Origin of the sequence: Dongia rigui, from assembly GCF_034044635.1 — a bacterium.
GTDB lineage: Bacteria > Pseudomonadota > Alphaproteobacteria > Dongiales > Dongiaceae > Dongia > Dongia rigui.
Genome location: NZ_JAXCLX010000003.1, coordinates 35,443 through 55,135, shown reverse-complemented (window position 1 = coordinate 55,135; position 19,693 = coordinate 35,443). Strand labels below are relative to the sequence as shown.

The 19,693-nt window shown below is 63.6% G+C and carries 16 protein-coding genes; 10 read left to right on the top strand and 6 right to left on the bottom strand.

The features are described 5' to 3' along the window. Positions 1–2 precede the first annotated feature (2 nt). Positions 3–983: an NAD-dependent epimerase/dehydratase family protein gene (locus tag SMD31_RS15970; RefSeq protein WP_320501912.1), complete on the top strand. Its 981-nt coding sequence runs from the start codon at positions 3–5 to the stop codon at positions 981–983. Positions 984–1,118: 135 nt separating this feature from the next. On the opposite strand, the gene SMD31_RS15965 is transcribed toward SMD31_RS15970, so the two are convergent. Then, positions 1,119–1,574: a VOC family protein gene (locus tag SMD31_RS15965; protein ID WP_320501911.1), complete on the bottom strand. Its 456-nt coding sequence runs from the start codon at positions 1,572–1,574 to the stop codon at positions 1,119–1,121. A 118-nt stretch (positions 1,575–1,692) separates the two neighbouring features. Here SMD31_RS15965 and mutL point away from each other — a divergent pair, with 118 nt between their 5' ends. Together mutL and SMD31_RS15955 are read left to right on the top strand one after the other, a co-directional pair. Further along, positions 1,693–3,546: a DNA mismatch repair endonuclease MutL gene (mutL, locus tag SMD31_RS15960; RefSeq protein WP_320501910.1), complete on the top strand. Its 1,854-nt coding sequence runs from the start codon at positions 1,693–1,695 to the stop codon at positions 3,544–3,546. Positions 3,547–3,561: 15 nt separating this feature from the next. Beyond that, positions 3,562–4,728 (top strand): MFS transporter, encoded by a 1,167-nt coding sequence (locus SMD31_RS15955; protein WP_320501909.1) that lies wholly within the window; start codon positions 3,562–3,564, stop codon positions 4,726–4,728. 110 nt (positions 4,729–4,838) lie between these two features. Here SMD31_RS15955 and rsmD read toward each other — a convergent pair whose 3' ends face one another. From rsmD to SMD31_RS15940, 3 genes are read right to left on the bottom strand one after another with little or no spacing between them, the layout of a single operon-like run. Beyond that, positions 4,839–5,402 (bottom strand): 16S rRNA (guanine(966)-N(2))-methyltransferase RsmD, encoded by a 564-nt coding sequence (rsmD, locus tag SMD31_RS15950; protein WP_320501908.1) that lies wholly within the window; start codon positions 5,400–5,402, stop codon positions 4,839–4,841. Next, positions 5,383–6,972, bottom strand: a complete 1,590-nt coding sequence (locus tag SMD31_RS15945; protein ID WP_320502481.1) for a pseudouridine synthase — start codon at positions 6,970–6,972, stop codon at positions 5,383–5,385. The genes rsmD and SMD31_RS15945 overlap by 20 nt, the downstream gene beginning before the upstream one ends. Before the next feature lie 5 nt (positions 6,973–6,977). Then, on the bottom strand, positions 6,978–7,694 hold the full coding sequence (locus SMD31_RS15940) for a gamma-glutamyl-gamma-aminobutyrate hydrolase family protein (RefSeq protein WP_320501907.1): 717 nt from the start codon (positions 7,692–7,694) through the stop codon (positions 6,978–6,980). A 148-nt stretch (positions 7,695–7,842) separates the two neighbouring features. On the opposite strand from SMD31_RS15940, the gene SMD31_RS15935 reads away from it, so the two are divergent. Further along, entirely contained in the window at positions 7,843–8,313 is a 471-nt protein-coding gene (locus tag SMD31_RS15935) for a nucleoside deaminase (protein ID WP_320501906.1), read from the top strand. Positions 8,314–8,430: 117 nt separating this feature from the next. Here SMD31_RS15935 and SMD31_RS15930 read toward each other — a convergent pair whose 3' ends face one another. Further along, positions 8,431–9,729 carry an NAD(P)/FAD-dependent oxidoreductase gene (locus tag SMD31_RS15930; protein WP_320501905.1) on the bottom strand — a complete coding sequence of 433 codons (1,299 nt, stop codon included), beginning with the start codon at positions 9,727–9,729 and terminating at the stop codon, positions 8,431–8,433. Between the two features lie 161 nt (positions 9,730–9,890). On the opposite strand from SMD31_RS15930, the gene SMD31_RS15925 reads away from it, so the two are divergent. Together SMD31_RS15925 and SMD31_RS15920 are read left to right on the top strand one after the other, a co-directional pair. Continuing rightward, on the top strand, positions 9,891–10,451 hold the full coding sequence (locus SMD31_RS15925; RefSeq protein ID WP_320501904.1) for a regulatory protein RecX: 561 nt from the start codon (positions 9,891–9,893) through the stop codon (positions 10,449–10,451). A 115-nt stretch (positions 10,452–10,566) separates the two neighbouring features. Then, positions 10,567–12,603, top strand: a complete 2,037-nt coding sequence (locus SMD31_RS15920; RefSeq protein WP_320501903.1) for a sensor histidine kinase — start codon at positions 10,567–10,569, stop codon at positions 12,601–12,603. Positions 12,604–13,426: 823 nt separating this feature from the next. On the opposite strand, the gene SMD31_RS15915 is transcribed toward SMD31_RS15920, so the two are convergent. Then, the gene (locus SMD31_RS15915) at positions 13,427–14,110 is read right to left on the bottom strand and encodes a hypothetical protein (protein WP_320501902.1); all 684 of its coding nucleotides are present in this window, start codon (positions 14,108–14,110) and stop codon (positions 13,427–13,429) included. A gap of 239 nt (positions 14,111–14,349) precedes the next feature. Between SMD31_RS15915 and SMD31_RS15910 the strand changes: the two genes are divergently transcribed. The 4 genes from SMD31_RS15910 (at position 14,350) to SMD31_RS15895 (ending at position 19,590) form a co-directional block, all read left to right on the top strand. Continuing rightward, positions 14,350–14,607, top strand: a complete 258-nt coding sequence (locus SMD31_RS15910) for a hypothetical protein (RefSeq protein ID WP_320501901.1) — start codon at positions 14,350–14,352, stop codon at positions 14,605–14,607. Between the two features lie 85 nt (positions 14,608–14,692). After that, complete coding sequence (locus SMD31_RS15905) at positions 14,693–15,268, top strand: TetR/AcrR family transcriptional regulator (RefSeq protein WP_320501900.1); 576 nt, start codon at positions 14,693–14,695, stop codon at positions 15,266–15,268. A gap of 46 nt (positions 15,269–15,314) precedes the next feature. Next, the gene (locus tag SMD31_RS15900) at positions 15,315–16,478 is read left to right on the top strand and encodes an efflux RND transporter periplasmic adaptor subunit (RefSeq protein WP_320501899.1); all 1,164 of its coding nucleotides are present in this window, start codon (positions 15,315–15,317) and stop codon (positions 16,476–16,478) included. A 13-nt stretch (positions 16,479–16,491) separates the two neighbouring features. Beyond that, complete coding sequence (locus tag SMD31_RS15895) at positions 16,492–19,590, top strand: efflux RND transporter permease subunit (protein ID WP_320501898.1); 3,099 nt, start codon at positions 16,492–16,494, stop codon at positions 19,588–19,590. The last annotated feature ends 103 nt before the right edge of the window (positions 19,591–19,693 follow it).

Here is a 19,693-nt window from a genome sequence, read left to right as displayed (position 1 = left end):
CCATGACCATTCTTGTAACCGGCGTTGCCGGTTTTATCGGTTACCACACGGCTGAAGTCCTGCTGGCGCGTGGCGAACGCGTGCTGGGCCTCGACAACATGAACGCCTATTACGACACCAAGCTGAAGCAGGCGCGTCTGCACCGGTTGGAACGGCATCCCAACTTCCGTTATGTCTTTGCCGATCTCGGCCGCGCCCCGGCGCTCAATGCGGCCGTGGCGCATCATATCAAGGATCTCATCGGCATCGTGCATCTGGCTGCCCAAGCCGGCGTGCGCCATTCCATCGAGCACCCGACCGATTACGTGCATGCCAATCTCTCCGGCCATCTCAATGTGCTGGAGGTCGCCCGCCACGCGCCGCAGCTAAAACATATGGTCTATGCCAGTTCTAGCTCGGTCTATGGCAACAACACCAAGGTCCCCTTCGCGGAAACCGATCCGGTCGAGCGGCCCGCCTCGCTTTATGCCGCCACCAAGCGATCGGACGAGCTGATGAGCGCATCCTACGCCCATCTCTACAAGCTGCCGCTGACGGGCCTGCGCTTCTTCACCGTCTTTGGTCCCTGGGGTCGGCCGGACATGGCCTATTACCGCTTCACCCAGGCGATCCTGGCGGGCAAGAAAATCGAAGTGTTCGGCGACGGTAGCGTCGAGCGCGACTTCACCTATATCGACGACATCGTGTCCGGCGTGATCGCGGCCCTCGACCGGCCGCCGGCAAGGACCGAGGAATTGCCGCACCGCCTCTATAATCTCGGCACCGATCGGCCGGTGAAGCTCAACCACCTCATCGACCTGGTAGAACAGGCTTGCGGGAAAAAAGCCGAGCGCGACGTGCAGCCGCCGGCCGCCGGCGATGTGAAAGCCACATGGGCCGATCTCACCCGCAGCCGCGCCGATCTCGGCTACGACCCGAAGACCAGCCTCGCTGAAGGGCTGGAGAAATTCGTCGCCTGGTATCGCGATTACGCCAAGGTTTGAGAGAGTCTTCAGTCGCTCACCCCCCACCCCGACCCTCCCCCTCAAGGGGGGAGGGAGATGAGAACGAGTGGTCGCACCAACCTCGCTCTAGTCCTCTCCCCCCTTGAGGGGGAGAGTTAGAGAGGGGGGCATCTCTCAGCCCTTCTTCGGCAGCGGCAGGCTGACCACCCAGCAATAACCGTCGGGGTCGAGGATGTAGGCCTCGCGCATGCCGTGCGGCTTGTCCGCCGGTTCCATGAGGACGACGTCCTCGCGTTTCTTGGCGCGGGCCACAGCCGCATCCGGGTCAAGGTGATAGAGTCGCAATTCGGCCCCGGCACCGCGCGGGCCGTTTTCCGGCAGCAGGCCCAGAAGCGGGTTGCTGTGATAGGTGCCGTCGGCATGCAGCATCCATTCCGCCAGGATTTGGCCATTCACGCGGTGGCGCAGGACCGCAAAGTCCTTATCGGCCGTAACGGTTTCCGCCTGAAGAATGTCGCGGGCGAAATCGACTGCGCGCAGCACGTCGCGCACCAGCAGGTTGACGCCGAAACCCTTGAGAGAACGGCCATAATCCTCGGCACTGGGGAATTCACCTTGGCTTGAACTCATGATCGGCTGGCCCGCGCTGGTTGTGAAGTTGGCGCCATTCAGCCATTGCGCCGCGCGCCGGGCAAGCCCGAGCTTGTGGCGGTACAATCGGGCGATATTTGGGTGCTAGACTGCACCCATGCCGATTCGCCTTTTGCCTCCCAATCTCGTCAACCAGATCGCCGCTGGCGAGGTCATCGAACGACCCGCCTCCGTGGTGAAGGAACTGGTCGAGAATGCCGTCGATGCGGGTGCCAGCCGCGTCGTCGTCGAGCTGCGCGAAGGCGGCAAGAGCTTCATCAGCGTCACCGACGACGGCCATGGCATGGACCGCGCGGCCCTTGATCTCGCTATCCAGCGGCATGCCACCTCGAAACTGCCCGATGACGACCTGGTCCATATCGGGTTCTTCGGTTTTCGGGGCGAGGCCTTGCCCTCGATCGGCGCCGTTGGCCGCCTTTCCATCACCAGCCGCGCGCGGGGCAGCGACCAGGCCTGGGTCGTCCGTGTCGAGGGTGGCGAGAAGACCGGACCGGAGCCCGCGGCCTTGAGTGGCGGTACGCGGGTGGAACTCCGCGATCTTTTCTTCGCGGTGCCGGCGCGCCTCAAATTCCTGAAAACAGCGCGCTCGGAACAGAATGCGGTGGTCGAAATTCTGGAACGCCTCGCCATGGCCCATCCCGAGGTTGCCTTTGCGGTGAGCGATGACGGCCGCAACGTGCTGCGGCTCGATGCGGCGCAGGCGGATCTCATGGACAAGCCCGACGCCGCCCGGCTGAAGCGCCTCGGCGATGTCATGGGCCGCGACTTTGCCGACAATGCCGTGGCACTCGATGTCGAGCGGGACGGACACCGCCTCACCGGCTTTGCCGGTTTGCCGACGCTCAACCGCGCCACGGCGTCCTCGCAATATCTCTTCGTCAATGGCCGCCCGGTCCGTGATCGCCTGCTCCAGGGTGCCATCCGCGGCGCCTATCAGGATTTTCTGGCGCGCGATCGTCATCCGCTGGTGGCGCTGTTCCTCGATTGCCCGCCGGAACTGGTCGACGTCAACGTGCATCCGGCCAAGGCCGAAGTGCGCTTCCAGGACGCAGCCTTGGTGCGCGGCCTCATTGTCGGCGCCATCCGGCGTGCGCTCGATGCCGCCGGGCACCGCGCCTCGACCACCGTTGCCAATGCGACACTCGCGGCCTTCGATGCGCTGCCTGGAGTCGCTTCACCGATGCAAACGCCTTATCAGGCAATGCATGCGGGCAATGGCCAGATCAATCGCTTCAACGCCGGTGTCGTGGCGCAAGCCATGGCAGCCTTTGCCCCCCTGTCGCCGGAGGCGACGTTTGGCACACTGTCGCCGGAGATGGCGCGGCCGAGTGGCGCCGCGCCGGCGCCGCAGCCGGAAACGCCGCCACAGAATTACCCGTTGGGCATCGCCCGGGCCCAGATATTCGGCACCTATATCGTGGCGCAGACGCAGGACGGCATGGTCATCGTCGACCAGCATGCCGCACATGAACGCCTCGTCCTGGAACGCATGAAGGCGGCGCTCGCCGATGGCGGCGTCAAGCGCCAGGCGCTGCTCATTCCGGAAATCGTCGAACTGCCGGTGAAACTCGCAACCGCCATCCTCGGCCGTGCCGGCGAGCTGGAAGAACTGGGTCTTGCCATCGAACCCTTCGGCCACGACGCCGTCGCGGTGCGCGAAGTGCCGGCGCTCCTTGGCCAGAGCGATGTCAAAGGCCTGGTGCGGGATCTGGCCGAAGAAATCTTCGAACTGGGTGCAGCCTTCTCCTTGAAGGAAAAGCTTGAGGATATCTGCGGCACCATGGCTTGCCACGGCTCGGTCCGTGCCGGGCGGCAATTGCTGCCGGCCGAGATGGACGCGCTCTTGCGCCAGATGGAAGCGACACCCCATTCCGGCCAATGCAATCATGGCCGGCCCACGTATGTGGAACTGAAGCTCAGCGACATCGAACGCCTCTTCGGCCGTCGCTGACGAACCGGCAAAATCATGCGCCCAAAGCTGCCGCGAACGATCTGGATGCTGGGCCTGACCAGCCTGCTGATGGATGGCTCCAGCGAGATCGTGCATGCCGTGCTGCCGCTGCTGCTGGTGAACGGGCTGGGGGCCAGCGTCTTCCTGGTCGGCATCATCGATGGCCTCGCCGAAGCGACCGCGTCGGTGACCAAGATCTTTTCCGGCGCCCTCAGCGATCATTGGCAAAGCCGCAAATGGATCGCCGCCTTCGGCTATGGGCTCTCTGCCTGCTCGAAGGCGCTGTTTCCGATCGCCGCGACGCCGCTCGCAGTCTTCTTCGGCCGCTTTGCCGACCGCCTCGGCAAGGGCATTCGCGGCGCGCCGCGCGATGCGCTGGTGGCCGATTGGGTGGCGCCGGAACATCGTGGCTATGCCTATGGCGTGCGCCAGGCGATGGACAATATGGGTGCCGTCATCGGCCCCTTGCTCGCCATCCTGCTGCTGCAGCTTTATGCCGGCGATGTGACACCGGTTTTGTGGTGGGCGGTGGTGCCGGCGGTTCTGTCCGTGTCGGTCATGATGATCGGCGTCCAGGAAGCGCAAAGCGATGCTCCCCGCGTCGCGCGGCCGTTCCCGCTCAAGGCCAGCGAATTGCGCCAGCTGGGGCGGCCGTTCTGGCTGGCGATGGGTTTCCTGTTCATCCTGCTGCTGCCGCGCTTCTCCGAAGCCTTTCAGATATTGCGGGCCCAGGATGTAGGCGTACCCGCCGCCTGGGCGCCGATGGCGCTGGTGGTGATGAATTTGGTCTCTGTGCCACTGACACCCTTGGCCGGCAGCTGGTCCGACCGCGTCGGGCGCAACAAGGTGATCGGTCTTGGCTTCCTGCTGCTCATCGCCTCGCATGTCGCAATGGCGCTTGCCACCGGGCCGATGCTGGTCTGGATCGGTGCCGGCATCTGGGGCGTGCACCTTGCATTGACCCAAGGCATCTTCTCGGCGCTGGTGGCCGATCACGCCCCGGCGCATTTGCGCGGCACGGCTTTTGGCGTCTTCAACCTCGCCGCCGGCATCGCCATCTTCGTCGGCTCGGCGGCGATGGGCTTTGCCTGGGACCAGCTCGGTGCCGGCACGGCTTTTGCCTTGGCTGCCGCCGTCAACGCGCTCGGCCTCGTTCTCTTCCTGCTGTCGCGCAGAGCCTGAGGCGCCCCCCTCACACCAACCCCTCCCCCCAGAGGGGCGAGGGGCTTGTCGCAAACTCGGTCAGAACTCCCTCGCCCCGCGATAGCGGGGAGAGGGTCGGGGTGAGGGGTTTAGCTCGATTTTCGCAACATGACGATGTGCGCTTTGCCATAGCGACGTTCGTCGACGGCCACGAAACCGGCGGGTGGGGCAAAGCGATCGCGCTCCGCCATCTCGGCAACGACCAGCGCATTGCCGGCAATCCAGCCACGCGCGTCGAGTGCCGTGAGTGCCGGGATGATGAGATCCTGCCCATAAGGCGGATCGAGAAAGACCAGATCGGCCGGGCTGAAGCGCGGATGACGATGCGCCTCTGGCGGGCGCGTGGCATCGCCGAGGATGATGACGGTACGTTCGCTCTCATGGCAGGCGACCGCATTGCGCTTGATGCAATCGGCGGCAAGGCGGTCCTGTTCGAAGGCCGCCAGCGATTGCGCACCACGCGACAGCGCCTCAAGTCCCAAGGCGCCGGATCCCGCAAAAACATCGAGCACCCGCGCATCCGCGATCGCATCATGGCCATGGGCCAGGATGTTGAAGATCGCCTGCCGGGCGCGGTCGGAGGTTGGGCGGACGTCCTTCCCCTCTGGCACCGCCAGCTTGGTGCCGCGGTGACTACCTGAATCGACGCGCATGGCCCGATGCCGGCTTGCCGCGCGGCTTGTCCCCGCGCGGTTTGTCGCCCTGCTTGTCTCGCGGCTTGTCCGGGCCGCGTTGGTCATTGCGCCCGCGCGGCTTGGCGTTGCTGCGGGTCCCGGCATGACGCATGGGTGCATTCTCACGCGCCGGAATCTTGCTGCCTGACGGGGCATTGTCACGGGGTGGCTGCTCGTACCTGGCTGCGGCCTTGGCTTTCCGCGGCGGCCGCGCGTCAGCGCCATCTTCCGCGTCACGGGGTTTGTGCTTGAAGCCATGATGGCTGCCCGGCTGCGCCTTCTTGGCCTTGTTCTTGGCCCAGCCGGCCTTGAAGCCGGGCTTTTGCGGGCGGTCACCGGATTCATCGCGCGACTTCTGCGCCCGGGGTTCCTTCGGCTTGAATTCGGCCTGCCGGCGTTGCGGGCGCTCGCCATCCGTCCGCACATCCTGCCGTGGTCTCTCCGACCAGCGTGGCCGGTCGCCGGATTCTGTGCGTGGTTTCTGCTCGCGACGTTCCTTCGGCTTCAGCTCAATGCGGTGCCGCTGCGGGCGCTCGCCTGTCGCCGCTTCTTCCTGTCGCGGCCGCTCCGACCAGCGCGGCAGGTCCGCACGCTGCAGGCGGCGCGGGCGCGGTGCTTCTTCTTCGACCTGCTGGGGACGCGGGGCGCGGCGTTCCGATCTCTCGGCCGGCTTGCCGCGTTCCTCGCGCGGTGCATCGCGCAGCTTCTCGCGGGTCTTCTTGTCGGGGCCGCGGTTGAAGACCGGGCGCGATGGCGCCACTTCCACTTCCGCCGCTTTTTCCGCCCGCCAGTCATTGCCAAAGCGCAGCTGCGTCTGCAGCAGCTTGCCCTTCACTTCCTGCACCTGGCCGGGCTCCATCTCGCCCAGCACGAAGGGGCCATAGCCGACACGGATCAGGCGGCTGACCGGCCAGCCGAAATGCTGGCAGATGCGGCGGATTTCGCGATTCTTGCCCTCGGTCAGGGCCATGGTCAGCCAGGCATTGGCGCCCTGCTGGCGCTCAAACGCGGCTTCGATCGAGCCATAGCGCACGCCGTCGATCTCGATGCCGTCCTTGAGGCCCTCGAGCAGTTTGGGATCGAAGCGGCCATTGACGCGCACGCGGTAGCGCCGGATCCACGCCGTCGTCGGCAGCTCCAGCTTGCGCGCCAACTCACCATCATTGGTGAGGAGCAGCAGGCCTTCGGAATTGAGATCGAGCCGGCCTACCGAAATCACGCGCGGCATCTCCGCCGGCAGATTGTCGAAAACCGTCGCGCGGCCCTCCGGGTCGTAGGAGGTCGTCATCAGCCCCTTGGGCTTGTAATAGAGCCAGACGCGGGTCAGCTGCTTCTCCGGCAGCGGCTGGCCGTCGACCAGCACGGTATCCTTCTTGCCGACATTGATCGCAGCCGATGTCAGCACCTTGCCATTGAGGGTGACGCGGCCATTGGCAATCCACGCCTCCGCATCGCGCCGCGAACAGAGGCCGGCGCGGGCCATCACCTTGGCGATACGCTCGCCGGCCTGGCCGGTCTTCGGCAGCTCACTCTTTCTCGTCTTTTCCATCGTGCTCACGCGGCCTTCGTGGCGGCGACGAAGGCGGTAAGGATCTTGCCATCGCCCGAGGTCACGTTGAGTTCCGGGTGCCATTGCACGCCGAGGCAGAATTTATAGCGCGGGTCCTCGATCCCCTCGATGACGCCGTCGGGTGCCGTCGCATTGACGACAACGCCGGCACCGACCGATTTCACCGCCTGGTGGTGGGCGGAGTTCACCGGCAGTTCGGCAGCACCAACGATCCGCTGCAGCAGCGAGCCTTCCGTCAGCGTCACCTTGTGGCCGGCTTCGGTGCGCGGGTTGGGCTGCTCGTGCAGCAGTGAATCCGTCACCTCATCCTCGATATGCTGGATGAGGGTGCCGCCGAGAATGACATTGATCAGCTGCTCGCCACCGCAGATGCCGAGCACGGGCTTGTTGCGCTTCAGCATAGCCTTGACGATGCCGAACTCGAAATGGGTGCGGCCTTCCTTGGTCGTCACCGTCGCATGCTTGGTATTGTCGCCATAGAGCGCCGGGTTGACGTCGAAGCCGCCACCGGTGACGACAAGACCTGCGATTGTGTCGGCGTAAGCGTCGATCATCGCCGCTTCATGCGGCAGGCAGATCGGCATGCCACCGGCGCTGGTGACGGCCTGGGTATAGGTGGCGCGCAGGGAATAATGCGGCGCCTTGGACAGGCCGCGCGGGGCATCGACGTCGAGGGTAAGGCCGATGAGGGGTGTCGTCATGGGTAATGAGGCTCCGGAAAATGGCTGCGGCGCCTCGCGGCGCGGCTGATTGGGGCAAGCTATTCCACAGCCTCCCCAGGGACACAAGACCCGTCCCGGCATGGCTGCCCCGCTTGACCCACGCAAAAGGGCCGGGGAGACTGGCGCAATGACTGAAATCCACCCCCATCCGCCCGTCAATTTCATGGATCTGGCCTTTCGCCAGGCCGAAGCCGCCTATGAGAAGGGCGAGGTGCCGATCGGCGCCGTCCTGGTCGACCCGGCAAGCGGCGAGGTCCTGGCGGCTGACCATAACCGGGTCGAGGAACGCCACGACCCGACGGCCCATGCCGAAATGCTGGTGATCCAGGCGGTTGCCACCAGCCGGCGCGAGAAGCGCCTGCCTTTTGCCGATCTCTATGTCACGCTGGAGCCTTGCCCGATGTGTGCGACCGCCATTTCCTTCGCGCGTCTCCGGCGCGTGATCTACGGCGCCCCCGACCCCAAGGGTGGCGGCATCGACAGCGGGCCAAGGCTCTACACCCTCCCCACCTGCCACCACCGCCCGCAGGTCATCGGCGGCAGCGGCGAAGACCGCAGCGCCGAATTGCTCAGGAGCTTCTTCAAGGCGCGGCGGTAACCCCACCTTCATCGTCATGGTACGCGAAGGCGTACCATCCACGAGTTTGGTGGCAACTGACGTACGGAAGTGGTGGATGGTCGGCCTCCGCCGACCATGACGCGTAAATCTACCGTCTTAAATCGGCAGCGAATCCTTGATCCGGTAATAGAAGATCGACGGCGCCAGGAACCACGGATTGCCTTCATAGAGCGGCCGGGTCTGGAACGGCACGTTATCAAGCGGGCCCTTGCCTTCCGCCTTGCCCAGCACCTGCTGGCCGATCTTTGCCCCGAAATAGGTGGCGAGCGAAATGCCGGAGCCGCAATAGCCCATGGCGTACCAGAGGCCGTCCTGCTTACCGATATGCGGCAACGTGTCGAAGGTATAGGCGACGTAGCCCATCCAGCTATGCGTCACCTTGACCGTGCTGGTCTCCGGGAAAATCAGCGACATCCAGTTGTGAAGGCGCGGTGCACTGACCTTGGGGTCGTTCTCCTTATAGGCGACGCGGCCGCCGAAGATGATGCGCCGCTTGTCCGGCGACAGGCGGTAATAGAACACCAGCTTGCGCGTGTCGGAAATCATGCGATTGGTCGGCAGCAGGCGGGCTGTGACATCCAGCGGCAGCTCCTCGGTCGCGATGATATAGGACCCGATCGGAATGACGCGGCGGCGATGCCAGGGGGTGAGCGGCCCGGTATAGCCATTTGTGGCGACGATCACGTCGCGCGCCGCGACCTGGCCCAAAGACGTTGTCACCCTGAAGCCAGCGGATGTCTTTTCAAGGCCGGTCACCGGGCAATGGGCGACGACCTGGGCGCCGGCAGTTTCCGCCAGACGCAGCAGTTCCAGGTGATACTTCCCCGGATGCAGCGAGGCGTGTTTCGTGTGCACGGCGCCGCCATGATAGAACGGGCTGTCGATCTCCTTGGCCTGCTCGGCCTTAGGCACCATGTAATAGGGGCTGGAGAGATCCTTGGGTGCTGCGGCGAGGGCCTTGCCCAGCGCATCGTATTGTTTCGGATTGTGTGCGGCGTGGAAGCGGCCGCAGACCTCCCAATCGCAATCGAGCTTTTCGGTCGCCATCAGATCGGTGATGTAGTCGAGGGCGTTCAGCCCCTCGCGCCGAATGCCGCGGGCGAGGTCGGCGTTATGCTTGCCGGAAAGCTCGCCGAAGCTCGGCTTGATGCTGGTCGAGACCTGCCCGCCATTGCGGCTGGAACAGCCGAAGCCCGCGGCTTCCGCATCGAGTACCAGTGTCGAGCGTCCGCCCTTGGCTGTCTCGCGCGCGGCCATCAGGCCGGTATAGCCAGACCCGATGACGAGGACGTCAATTTTGGCCGGCAGGCTGGCGGCGCGCCGCTCGGGCCGTGGGGCATCTTCCCACCAATAGGCCTCGTTCTTGTAGCCGGCGGCAAAAATGGACTCGGACATGTGATCTCTGTTCCCCCAAAAGCGCACCCCTCGCAGGGGCAAATTGCCACGCCTGCGGAGCAAATTGATAGACCGGATCGCGCGCCGTTTCCAGGCCGCGACATTTGTGCAGCCCAGCGGAATCTGCAATGGTGGCGTGAAGGAATGACAAGAGCGTCACCATGACCGAACGGCGGCCAAAGCGCCTGGCGATCCCGGATCTCGACCAGATCGCCCTCGACTATCTCGCGCGCTTTGCCACCAGTGCCAAGCGGGTCGAGGACATGCTGACGCGGCGCATCCGCAGATCGGCGCATTTCCATGGCGACGATCCGGCGCCACTCCTTGCCGCGATCCCGGTCGTCATCGCCAAACTGCAGCGAAACCGTTTCCTGGATGATGCGGCCTTTGCCGGGATGAAGGCCGCGAGCCTGACGCGCCGCGGCACATCGAAAAGACAGATCGGCGCCAAGCTCGCGCAACTGGGTGTGGCTGCCGAGACGCGCGGTGCGGCGATCGATGGGCTAAGGGAAGAGTTCGGCAATGTCGACGAGGCAGCGGCCATCGCCTATGCCAAGCGCCGGCGCCTGGGGCGCTACCGGGCGCGGCACATCGCCGGCGAGCAGCGGCTGGAACAGGCCAAGCGCGATCTTGCCGCCATGGCGCGCGCCGGCTTCAGTTACGACCTCGCCAAGCGCGTGCTCGGCAGCGGCATCGACATCGATACGGAGTTCGAAGATTGAATTCGGCGTTAGCTAACGCGCCGATTTGCCCGTTTGCTGGGGCGATCGGCTCATGTAAGGTCCGACGCGGGAATATGCCCGACAATGATCAAGTTTGAGGAGTATTGTCCTCAAGATGCGTCCGTTCTGGTCCGTTCGCAAGGCGCTGCTGATTGCGCTGCCTCTGCTGGTTGGCTTTGCTGCCGTTGTGGTCAGCATCGGTGGTGTCTTCATTGCACAGCGAGCGGCCGTTGCTGCGGCCCAGGTGCTGATGAAGAGCGCCAACGACCACATTACGTCCCGCACATTGGGCTTCCTGACCGAGGCGGAGCGCACTGCCGATGCGACGGCGCGCCTCATCACCGATCAGAGCCTCGTCTCCCAGGACCGCAACACCCTGATGCGCTACATGTGGCAACAGCTGATGGCGCGCCCAACCCTGTCCGGCATGTATGTCGGCTATGATGACGGCAGCTTCAACTATGTGATGCGCGTCAACACGGTCGCCGGCGACCAGTTCATGTTCAAATCGATCGATGTCCAGCGTCGCGCGCGCGACGTCACCGTCACCTGGCGCGATGTCTATTACGAGGTGATCACGCCGGAGGAAGGCATGATCGATGGCTTCGACCCGCGCCTGCGCCCCTGGTACGCCTCCGCGACGCGTGACCTCAATGGCGGCTGGACCGAACCCTATGTGTTCTGGGCGTCTCGCCAACCCGGCATCAGCGTCGCCCGGAAGGCGAAGTGTGTGAGTGGCGCCTGCGTCGTGGGCGTCGACATCACGCTGGCGGGTCTGTCGCAATTTTTCGGGCAATTGGAGAGCGAGATCGGCGGCCGCGCCTTTCTGCTGACCGATGAAGGCCGCGTGATCGCGGCATCCGAGCTGACCGGCGGCGAGGTGGGACGCAGCCTGATGCGCAATCGGGTCCATGCCTTGCCGGCCATTGCCGATATCGGCTCGACCCTGCTGCTCGCAGTGTGGAAGGCCGCCATGTCGCCGGCTGGCTCGCATCCGATCGGCTTCCGCGCCCTCGAATACGACAAGACCGCCTATCTTGCCGAAATCGCGCCGATCGACTTCCACGGTCTCTCCTGGCTGGTCGGTGTTGCCGTGCCGCGGGCGGGGCCGCTCGGCTGGCTGACGGAGGCACAGGATTCGATCATCTGGCTCGTCATCGGCATTTCCGCGGTGACGGTGCTCTCGGCCATGGCCCTGTCGCAGCCGATCGTCGCGGGCCTGCGCCGCCTGGAGCGCAACGCGTTGAAGGTGCAGGCCGGCGAATTTCGCGCCCTCGCGATCCCCGTCGGCGGCTTCAAGGAAATCCGCCAGACCGAAGAAACCCTGCTCGACATGGCTCACAACCTCGAATCGCAAATGCAGGCAACGCAGCTGGCGCTTGATGAGGCGATCCGCGCAGGGCAGATCAAATCCGAATTTCTCGCCCATATGAGCCATGAATTGCGCACTCCGCTCAACGGCATCATCGGCTTTTCCGAACTGCTCGAGATGAATGTCGGGGCCAAACTCAGCGAGCGCGAGCGCTCTTACGTGGCCGATATCGTCGGGCTCGGCCGGCATTTGCAGCACCTCATCGAACAGGTCCTGGAATTCGCACGGTTGGAAGGCGAGAGCCATGCCAGCATGGCGGAGCCGGTTTGCCTCGCCGATATCGCCGACAGCATCAAGCGCCTCTTGGAGCGGCAATGGTCGGAAAAGCGCATTGCCTGGCACAGCGATGTCCCCCGGGACATACGGGTGCGGGTCGACGAGACGCCCTTGCGCCAGATTCTCACCAATCTGCTGACCAATGCCGTGAAGTATACCCGCCCCGGTGGCGAGATCGTCCTGGCGGCGGGTTTGCTTGACGGAGGTGCCGTGCGCCTCGTCATCAAGGATACCGGCGTCGGCATGAATGCAGACGACCTGCGCAATGCCTTCGTTCCGTTTTCCCGCTCGCTGCGCAATCCCTATGTCGCCGCCAATAGCGGCGTCGGTCTTGGCCTCCCCATCACCAAGATGCTGTGCGAGCGCTTCGGTATCGCGCTGGTGCTGCAGAGCGTACCGGATGTCGGCACCATCGCCGAGATCGTTCTGCCGGGAGATGTTGCCGCCGATCAGCCGGTTGACGCCGCCGGCGCCATTGAGCCGGTGCAGCGACTGGCCGAATAAGTCGACGGCCCTCTCAGGTCAGTGCATGACGCCGTAAAGCGCCGCGGCCTTGTCCCTGGATGAGCTGGATCTGGTTCGAGGCATCCATCCAGCACCTGGCAGATATCTCCGCTTTGCCATCGCGGCAGGCGGCGAACTTGAAGCTGTGGTCTGCCCGCAGGAATGCAGCAAATACGGGCCTTTCTCTCCAGAGTCGGGCGGACGTTCCTTGTCGCCTGTTGGTGCCACTGTCATCATCGCAGCTTGACGCGGCTATTGCTCACGGACGTTGCTGCGAAGAGCATGGCGCGCGGCGCGCGCGTTTTGCGCCCTTGCCGGCGATCCCGCCTTCGTAATCTCGCGCAAAAGCCCCGCCTCCGCACACGGGGCGACGATCTAGGCGTCGCGGACGCATAGAAATCAGAATCTGGAAGTCGGGTGAAGTCATGGCGCATCGTGAAAACAGGCGCGTTGGCACGGTGCCCAGCGCCGGACCGTTTGCCGGGCACGGCATCGAAGTCGAAGAGAAAGTCCGCGCGATTTTGACGGCTGCCAAGCGGCCCCGGGATGAAAAAGCGGCGTCGAGCTATGAGCGCTATCTGCGCGTCAAGAACGGGATCAGCGACGAGGCCCTGCTGGCTGCCGGGCTGAAGCCTGGAAGTGAACTATCTTATCAGGATTTCCTGCTTGCATTCGATCGCGGTTCCTCGGGCCATGCTGCAACGCCCCCCAATGTTGGCGCTGCACCCGACATCAGAGCCGATCCGCCGATGCCGCCGCGCGCGCCAAAGCCATCCACGACCGGTGTTCCCAAGATTGGGGGAGGAAAGCCGTCGCCCTTTTCTTATGCGGTGTCTTCGCCAATGGCCGCTGTGCGAGATGCGCCTTTGCAACCCGCAGCACCAGCGCGATTGTCGACAGGCGCGTTGCTGGCCGCGAGCAGTATGGTCGTCTGTGTCGCCTGTGCCTTGGTGATTACTCTTTCCAATTCAACCTCCGGCGGCGCCGGAACCGTTGCGGCAGCGAACCTAGCGGCTTTCCAGGACGGCGCGATCGGCCCAGCGGTGGCCGTGCCGGAACTGCCACCCATGCCAAAACCAAGGGTGCTGCCGGCAATGGCGCCGACGTCGATAGCGCCGTCGGACGAGCCTGGCGCCGCCCCCCAGACACCGCTCCAGCCTCTAACCGCTCCGGGCGAGCTCGCAACACTCCTTGCCGGCCCGGCGCCCGATACGGCTGCGCCAGCTCCATTCGCCGTCGCCGTGACGCCTGCGGACGACATACTATCTTTGTTGAAATCGACCCCCGATGATTTGCTGCGACCGCTGCCTCTACCGTCCTTCTCTGTGGAGAGCGTTGCTGTCGATGCCAGCACGAAGCCGCCTAAAAAGGGCGTGCAGAAGACGTTTGCAAAACCGGCAGCGTCGCCGCCCCAGCTGGTTTTCAAGAAGGCAGAACCGAAACCGTGGGCAGCCCCGTTTGTCACTGCCGCGCCGACGCCAAGACCCTTGGCATTGGATCCGGCCATATCCGATCGGGGCCAGCCGCAACCGCTTGCCGGCGTTGTTCGGTCAGCGCCTCCTGCGGGCCAGCCGCTGATACTTGTTCCGGAGGATATCACTGCTGAGGTACCAACCGATGATATCGGCGACATGCCGACGTCGTCGGGGACGAGCGAACCTGCATCCGGCAATGAAGATGGGCCGGCTGGGCGTGGACGCGATCGCGACGATAGCGGCGTAGATCAAGCGGGAGCAGCTGGCGGCGGTGATCCCGGCGCAGGCACTGACGCTGGTTCCGGCAGCGGCGGCGATGGCGGGACTGGCAGCGGCGGCGATGGCGGGACTGACAGCGGCGGTGACGGCGGAACTGGCAACGGCGGCGATGGCGGAACTGGTAGTGGCGGTGACGGCGGATCTGGCGGCGGTGGCGATGGCGGTGCTGACGGCGGCGGAACTCAGTAAACAGCGCGCGGCGCCAGCTTTCAGTCTGCGCAGAAGACCAAATATGGTTAATGCAATCTGACTTTACTGTACCGTCTGGACGGTATAGTTTCCGGCGCTGGATATACTGAACCGGCCAGTGCAGCCCAAAGCCAGCTACCTGAAAAATGAGTACCCGCGAACAGATCATTGACGCCGCTCTGAGCGTCGTGCGTACCCAAGGCGTTGCCGCGCTGACATTGGACGAAGCCGCGCGCCTTGCTGGCATCAGCAAGGGCGGCGTGCTCTACCACTTCAAAAGCAAGGAAGCGCTGATCCAAGGCATGGTCGCGCGGCTTGCGGGCCAGTGCGAAACCCTCCAACAGGCGCATTACGACAGGCTCAGCCCCGGCCCCAATCGCTGGGCGCGGGCCCTGGTCGAGACCTCATTCGATCCAGCTGGACCCAGCACGGATCCCGCGGGCTGTGCGTTGCTGGCCGCCGTCGCCACCAACCCTGGTCTGATGGAGCCGCTGGAAGACACAATCGACACGGCTTTTCGCCGCCTCACCGCCGATTCCGAAGATCCCAGCATGGCGCTCCTTGTTGCGCTGGCGATGGACGGGTTGTGGCTCCATCGCCTGGTGAACTCGCCGGTGATGGACGAGACCCAGCGTCTTTCCATTCGCGAGAAGGCCATGGAGCTGCTGGGCGAAGGCCGCGTTGCTGCCGCGCCTGCGGTACTTGCCAAATCCGCACGATAAGCATTCGACGACAAGAAACAGACGACAAGACGTTCAGGAGACCGACATGACCGCCCCGACCCGAACCAAGATGGTGTTGCGCAGCATCTTCAGCTGGAAGATGCTGTTCATGCTGATCGGCAGCGCAGTCATTTTCGGCGGCGTCTTCTTCAAGATCTTCTCGGGCTTCGCCGCCATGGAAGCCGCCATGGCCAACATGCCGGTCCCGGTCGTCAATGTGACGGCACAGCCGGCCGAAAGCGCCGAATGGGGCGTCGAGGTCTCGGCCATCGGCGTGCTCGAGGCCAATCGCGGTGTTGATGTCACCACCTCGGTCAGCGGCCTCGTGCAGCAGATCAAGTTCGAATCCGGCGAGACGGTGGCCCAGGGCCAGGTGCTGGTGCAGCTCGATGCCGATGTCGAACGTGCCAACCTCGCCAGCGCCCAGGCCTCGCTGAAGCTCGCCAAGGCCGATCTCGAGCGCGGCCAGTCACTGCGCTCGACCGACAACATTTCGAAGGCGACGCTGGAACAGCGCCAGTCGCAATATGAAGTGGCCTCGGCCGAAGTGGCGGCCCTCTCGGCGCAGATCGAGAAGAAGGTGATCACCGCGCCGTTCAACGGCGTGCTCGGTATCCGCAAGGTCAATGTCGGGCAGTATCTCGATCCCGGCAATGCGATCGTGAACGTCCAGGATCTCAGCAAGATGCTGGTGAATTTCAGCGTCTCGCAGAAGGAACTCTCCGACCTCAAGGTCGGCCAGGCCGTGCGGATGACGACCGACGCCTATCCGATCACCACGTTCGAGGGCAAGGTCACCGCCATCGAGCCGCTGGTCAACCAGCAGACCGGCATGGTCGAGGTTCAGGGGACCTTCGACAATGCCGACGGGCTGCTGCGTCCTGGCATGTTCGCCAAACTCGCCGTGCAGCTGCCGGCACGCATGAATGTCGTCGTCGTGCCGCAGACGGCCATCAGCTACAGCCTTTATGGCGACTTCATCTATGTCGCCAAGGAAGGCAAGTCGGAGCAGGGCGAGGCGATCACCACCGTCGAACGGCGCATCGTCAAGACCGGCGAACGCCGCAATGGCCAGATCATCGTCGAAGAGGATCTGAAGGTCGGCGAAATGGTCGTGACCTCGGGCCAGATCAAGCTCGACAGCGGCACACGCGTGGCGATTGCCAAGGAGAAAACCCTGGCGCTGCCCGACCAGGTCCCGGTGGAGTAAGGCTTAGACCGTCATGTTCGATATTTTCATCAAGCGGCCGGTCCTGGCGACCGTCATCAGTCTCCTGATCCTGCTCCTCGGCCTGCAGTCGATCCTGTCCCTGCAGATCCGCCAGTACCCGGAAATGTTCAACACCACCATCACGGTGACGACGACCTTCCCGGGTGCCGACGCCGATCTGATGCAGGGCTTCATCACCGATCCGATCCAGAAGGCGGTGGCAACGGCGGACGGCATCGACTATCTCACCTCGAAATCCTATGCCGGCACCAGCGTGGTGACGGTCAACGTGCGCCTCAACGAAGACCCTGACGCCGCCATGACGGCGGTGACTGCCAAGGTCAACCAGACGCGCTCACTGCTGCCGCGCGGCATCAATGATCCGGTCATCGTGAAGTCGACCGGCGACCAGTTCGCCACCATGTATCTGGCCTTTTCCAGCAAGGTCATGAATCCGGGCCAGATCACCGATTACGTGACGCGCGTCATCCAGCCCAAGCTCTCGACCGTGCCGGGTGTGGCGGATCCGGAACTGTTCGGCGGCCAGAAATTCGCCATGCGCATCTGGCTCAACCCGACCAAGATGGCGCAGTACAGCGTCTCGGCGACCGAAGTACAGGCGGCGATCGAATCCAACAACTATCTGGCGGCCGCCGGCAATGCGAAGGGCTATTTTGACGTCGTCGGCACGACGGCCCGCACTGATCTCAGGAGCGAGCAGGAATTCCGCGACATGGTGATCCGCAATCGCGGAACCCAGCTGGTGCGCATGTCCGATGTCGCGACGGTCGAACTGGGGCCGGAAAGCTCCGATAGCTCGGTCTATGTGAACGGTGAAAAGGCGGTGTTCATCGGCATCAAGACGACGCCGGATGCCAACCCGCTCACCGTCGTCACCGATGTACGCGCCATGCTGCCGACGCTGGAGGCCAATTTGCCGTCCTCCATGAACCTGCAGATCGCCTATGATTCGACGATCTTCATCCGCGCCTCGATCGAGGAAGTGATGAAGACGATCGGCGAAGCGGCGCTCATCGTCATGGTCGTGATCTTCATGTTCATGGGCTCGATGCGCTCGGTCATCATCCCGCTCGTCACCATGCCCTTGTCGCTGATCGGCGTCTGCCTGTTCCTGCTGATCCTCGGCTTTTCGATCAATCTGCTGACATTGCTCGCCATGGTGCTGGCGATCGGCCTTGTGGTCGATGATGCCATCGTCGTCGTCGAAAACGTCCACCGACATATCGATGAAGGGTTAAGTCCCTTCCAGGCGGCGCTGGTCGGTACCCGTGAAATTGCCCTCCCGGTCATCTCGATGACCGTGACGCTGGTCGCGGTCTATGCGCCAATCGCCTTCATGACGGGCCTTACTGGCGCGCTCTTCAAGGAATTTGCGCTGACGCTCGCCGGCGCCGTCGTCGTCTCCGGTGTCGTGGCGCTGACATTGTCGCCGATGATGTGCTCGAAGTTCCTGAAGCACGATACGGACAAGAAAGGCCTGGCGCACCGCATCGACAAAACCTTCGATGGCCTGCGCAACTTCTATCTCAAACTGCTCAGCGCCAGTTTGCGTGACCGGGCCGCGACCGTTGTCTTCGGCATCATCGCGTTGATTGCCATGGGTGGCCTCGGCTTCATCACCATGATGAGCAAGGAATTGGCGCCCAGCGAAGACCAGGGTGCCGCCTTCATCATCTACAACGGCCCGACCGACGCCAATATCGACTACATGGATCGCTATGGCGATGCCATGAAGCAGGGCGTCCAGAGCATTCCGGAGCTCAACGGCTTCTTCACCATCAACGGCACCGACGGCACCAATAACGGTTTCGGTGTTGCCGTCATGAAAACCTGGTCGGAGCGTGAGCGCACCCAGGGGCCGATCATCGGAGATTTGACCGCCTCGCTGTCGCAGATTTCCGGGCTCAACACCGCCGTTGTGCCGGTGCCGCCGATCCCCGGCGTCGATCCGATTCCCATCCAGTTCGTCATCAATACGACGGCGGACTACCGCACCTTGAACGACGTCGTTGCCCGTTTCATGGCCGAACTCACGAAGCGTGGCATGGTGATCTTCTTCTCCGATATCGATCTCAAATTCGAAAAGCCGCAGACGATCATCGAGATCGACCGTGACAAGGCGGCAGCCTATGGCGTCACCATGGGCGAGATCGCCCGGACGCTCGCTACCATGACCGGCGGCAATTACGTGAACCTGATCAACCTCTATAACAAGAGCTATCAGGTCATTCCGCAGGTCGCCCGTGTCGATCGCCTGGATCCCGAGAAGCTCGGCGATTTCTATGTGAAGGCGTCGGGCGGCGAACCCATTCCGCTGGGCAGCCTCATTAGCCTGCGCCAGGAAGTGCAGCCGATCTCACTCAATCAGTTCAACCAGCAGAACTCGGCCACGATCCAGATGGCGGCGATGGGGACGCTGGGTGCCTCGCTCGCCACCATGCAGCAAGTGGCTGCCGACGTTCTGCCCGAAGGCTTTACCATCGATTATGCCGGCCAGTCGCGCCAGTATATCCAGGAGGGAAATGCCTTCTTCATCACCATCGCCTTCGCCATCATCATCATCTATCTGGTGCTGGCGGCGCAGTTCGAAAGCCTGCGCGATCCGCTGGTGATCATGATCTCCGTGCCGCTCTCCATCTGCGGTGCGTTGATCCCGATGGCCCTCGGCTTCTCGACCATGAACATCTACAGCCAGGTCGGTCTCGTGACGCTGGTGGGTCTCATCACCAAGCACGGCATCCTCATCTGCGAAGTGGCGAAGGAGCAGCAGGAGAAGTTCGGTCTTTCCAAACTGGAAGCCGTCGAAATGGCGGCTGGGCTGCGACTGCGCCCCGTCCTCATGACGACGGCCGCCATGGTGGCCGGCCTCATCCCGCTGATGTTTGCCAGCGGTGCGGGTGCCGCCAGCCGCATGTCGATCGCCATCGTGATCATCGCCGGCATGAGTGTGGGTACGTTGTTCACGCTCTTCGTGCTGCCGGTCTTCTACACCTTCCTCGCTTCCAATCATGCCAAGCAGAAGCCGGGTGAGGCGGATGTGCACCGCACGCCGCATGACGGTCCCAGCTTTCCGGCAACGATCGAGGGCTGACGCCGGATCAACCTAAGTTAACGGCCGCGGCAGAGCTTGCCGCGGCCGTTTTCGTTTCTATATTGTGCATTCAGCCGCTAGCAGATCGGCCGGAAGATCGAGT

Bases quoted from the DNA above. Each gene is read 5' to 3' on its own strand.
- SMD31_RS15900 (WP_320501899.1), top strand. From the start codon at position 15,315: ATGACCGCCCCGACCCGAACCAAGATGGTGTTGCGCAGCATCTTCAGC.
- SMD31_RS15925 (WP_320501904.1), top strand. From the start codon at position 9,891: ATGACCGAACGGCGGCCAAAGCGCCTGGCGATCCCGGATCTCGACCAG.
- SMD31_RS15955 (WP_320501909.1), top strand. From the start codon at position 3,562: ATGCGCCCAAAGCTGCCGCGAACGATCTGGATGCTGGGCCTGACCAGC.
- SMD31_RS15905 (WP_320501900.1), top strand. From the start codon at position 14,693: ATGAGTACCCGCGAACAGATCATTGACGCCGCTCTGAGCGTCGTGCGT.
- SMD31_RS15920 (WP_320501903.1), top strand. From the start codon at position 10,567: ATGCGTCCGTTCTGGTCCGTTCGCAAGGCGCTGCTGATTGCGCTGCCT.
- rsmD (WP_320501908.1), bottom strand. From the start codon at position 5,402: ATGCGCGTCGATTCAGGTAGTCACCGCGGCACCAAGCTGGCGGTGCCA.
- SMD31_RS15930 (WP_320501905.1), bottom strand. From the start codon at position 9,729: ATGTCCGAGTCCATTTTTGCCGCCGGCTACAAGAACGAGGCCTATTGG.
- SMD31_RS15970 (WP_320501912.1), top strand. From the start codon at position 3: ATGACCATTCTTGTAACCGGCGTTGCCGGTTTTATCGGTTACCACACG.
- SMD31_RS15915 (WP_320501902.1), bottom strand. From the start codon at position 14,110: ATGGCCGGATCCAATGCCAAGGGTCTTGGCGTCGGCGCGGCAGTGACA.
- mutL (WP_320501910.1), top strand. From the start codon at position 1,693: ATGCCGATTCGCCTTTTGCCTCCCAATCTCGTCAACCAGATCGCCGCT.
- SMD31_RS15895 (WP_320501898.1), top strand. From the start codon at position 16,492: ATGTTCGATATTTTCATCAAGCGGCCGGTCCTGGCGACCGTCATCAGT.
- SMD31_RS15945 (WP_320502481.1), bottom strand. From the start codon at position 6,972: ATGGAAAAGACGAGAAAGAGTGAGCTGCCGAAGACCGGCCAGGCCGGC.
- SMD31_RS15965 (WP_320501911.1), bottom strand. From the start codon at position 1,574: ATGAGTTCAAGCCAAGGTGAATTCCCCAGTGCCGAGGATTATGGCCGT.
- SMD31_RS15935 (WP_320501906.1), top strand. From the start codon at position 7,843: ATGACTGAAATCCACCCCCATCCGCCCGTCAATTTCATGGATCTGGCC.
- SMD31_RS15940 (WP_320501907.1), bottom strand. From the start codon at position 7,694: ATGACGACACCCCTCATCGGCCTTACCCTCGACGTCGATGCCCCGCGC.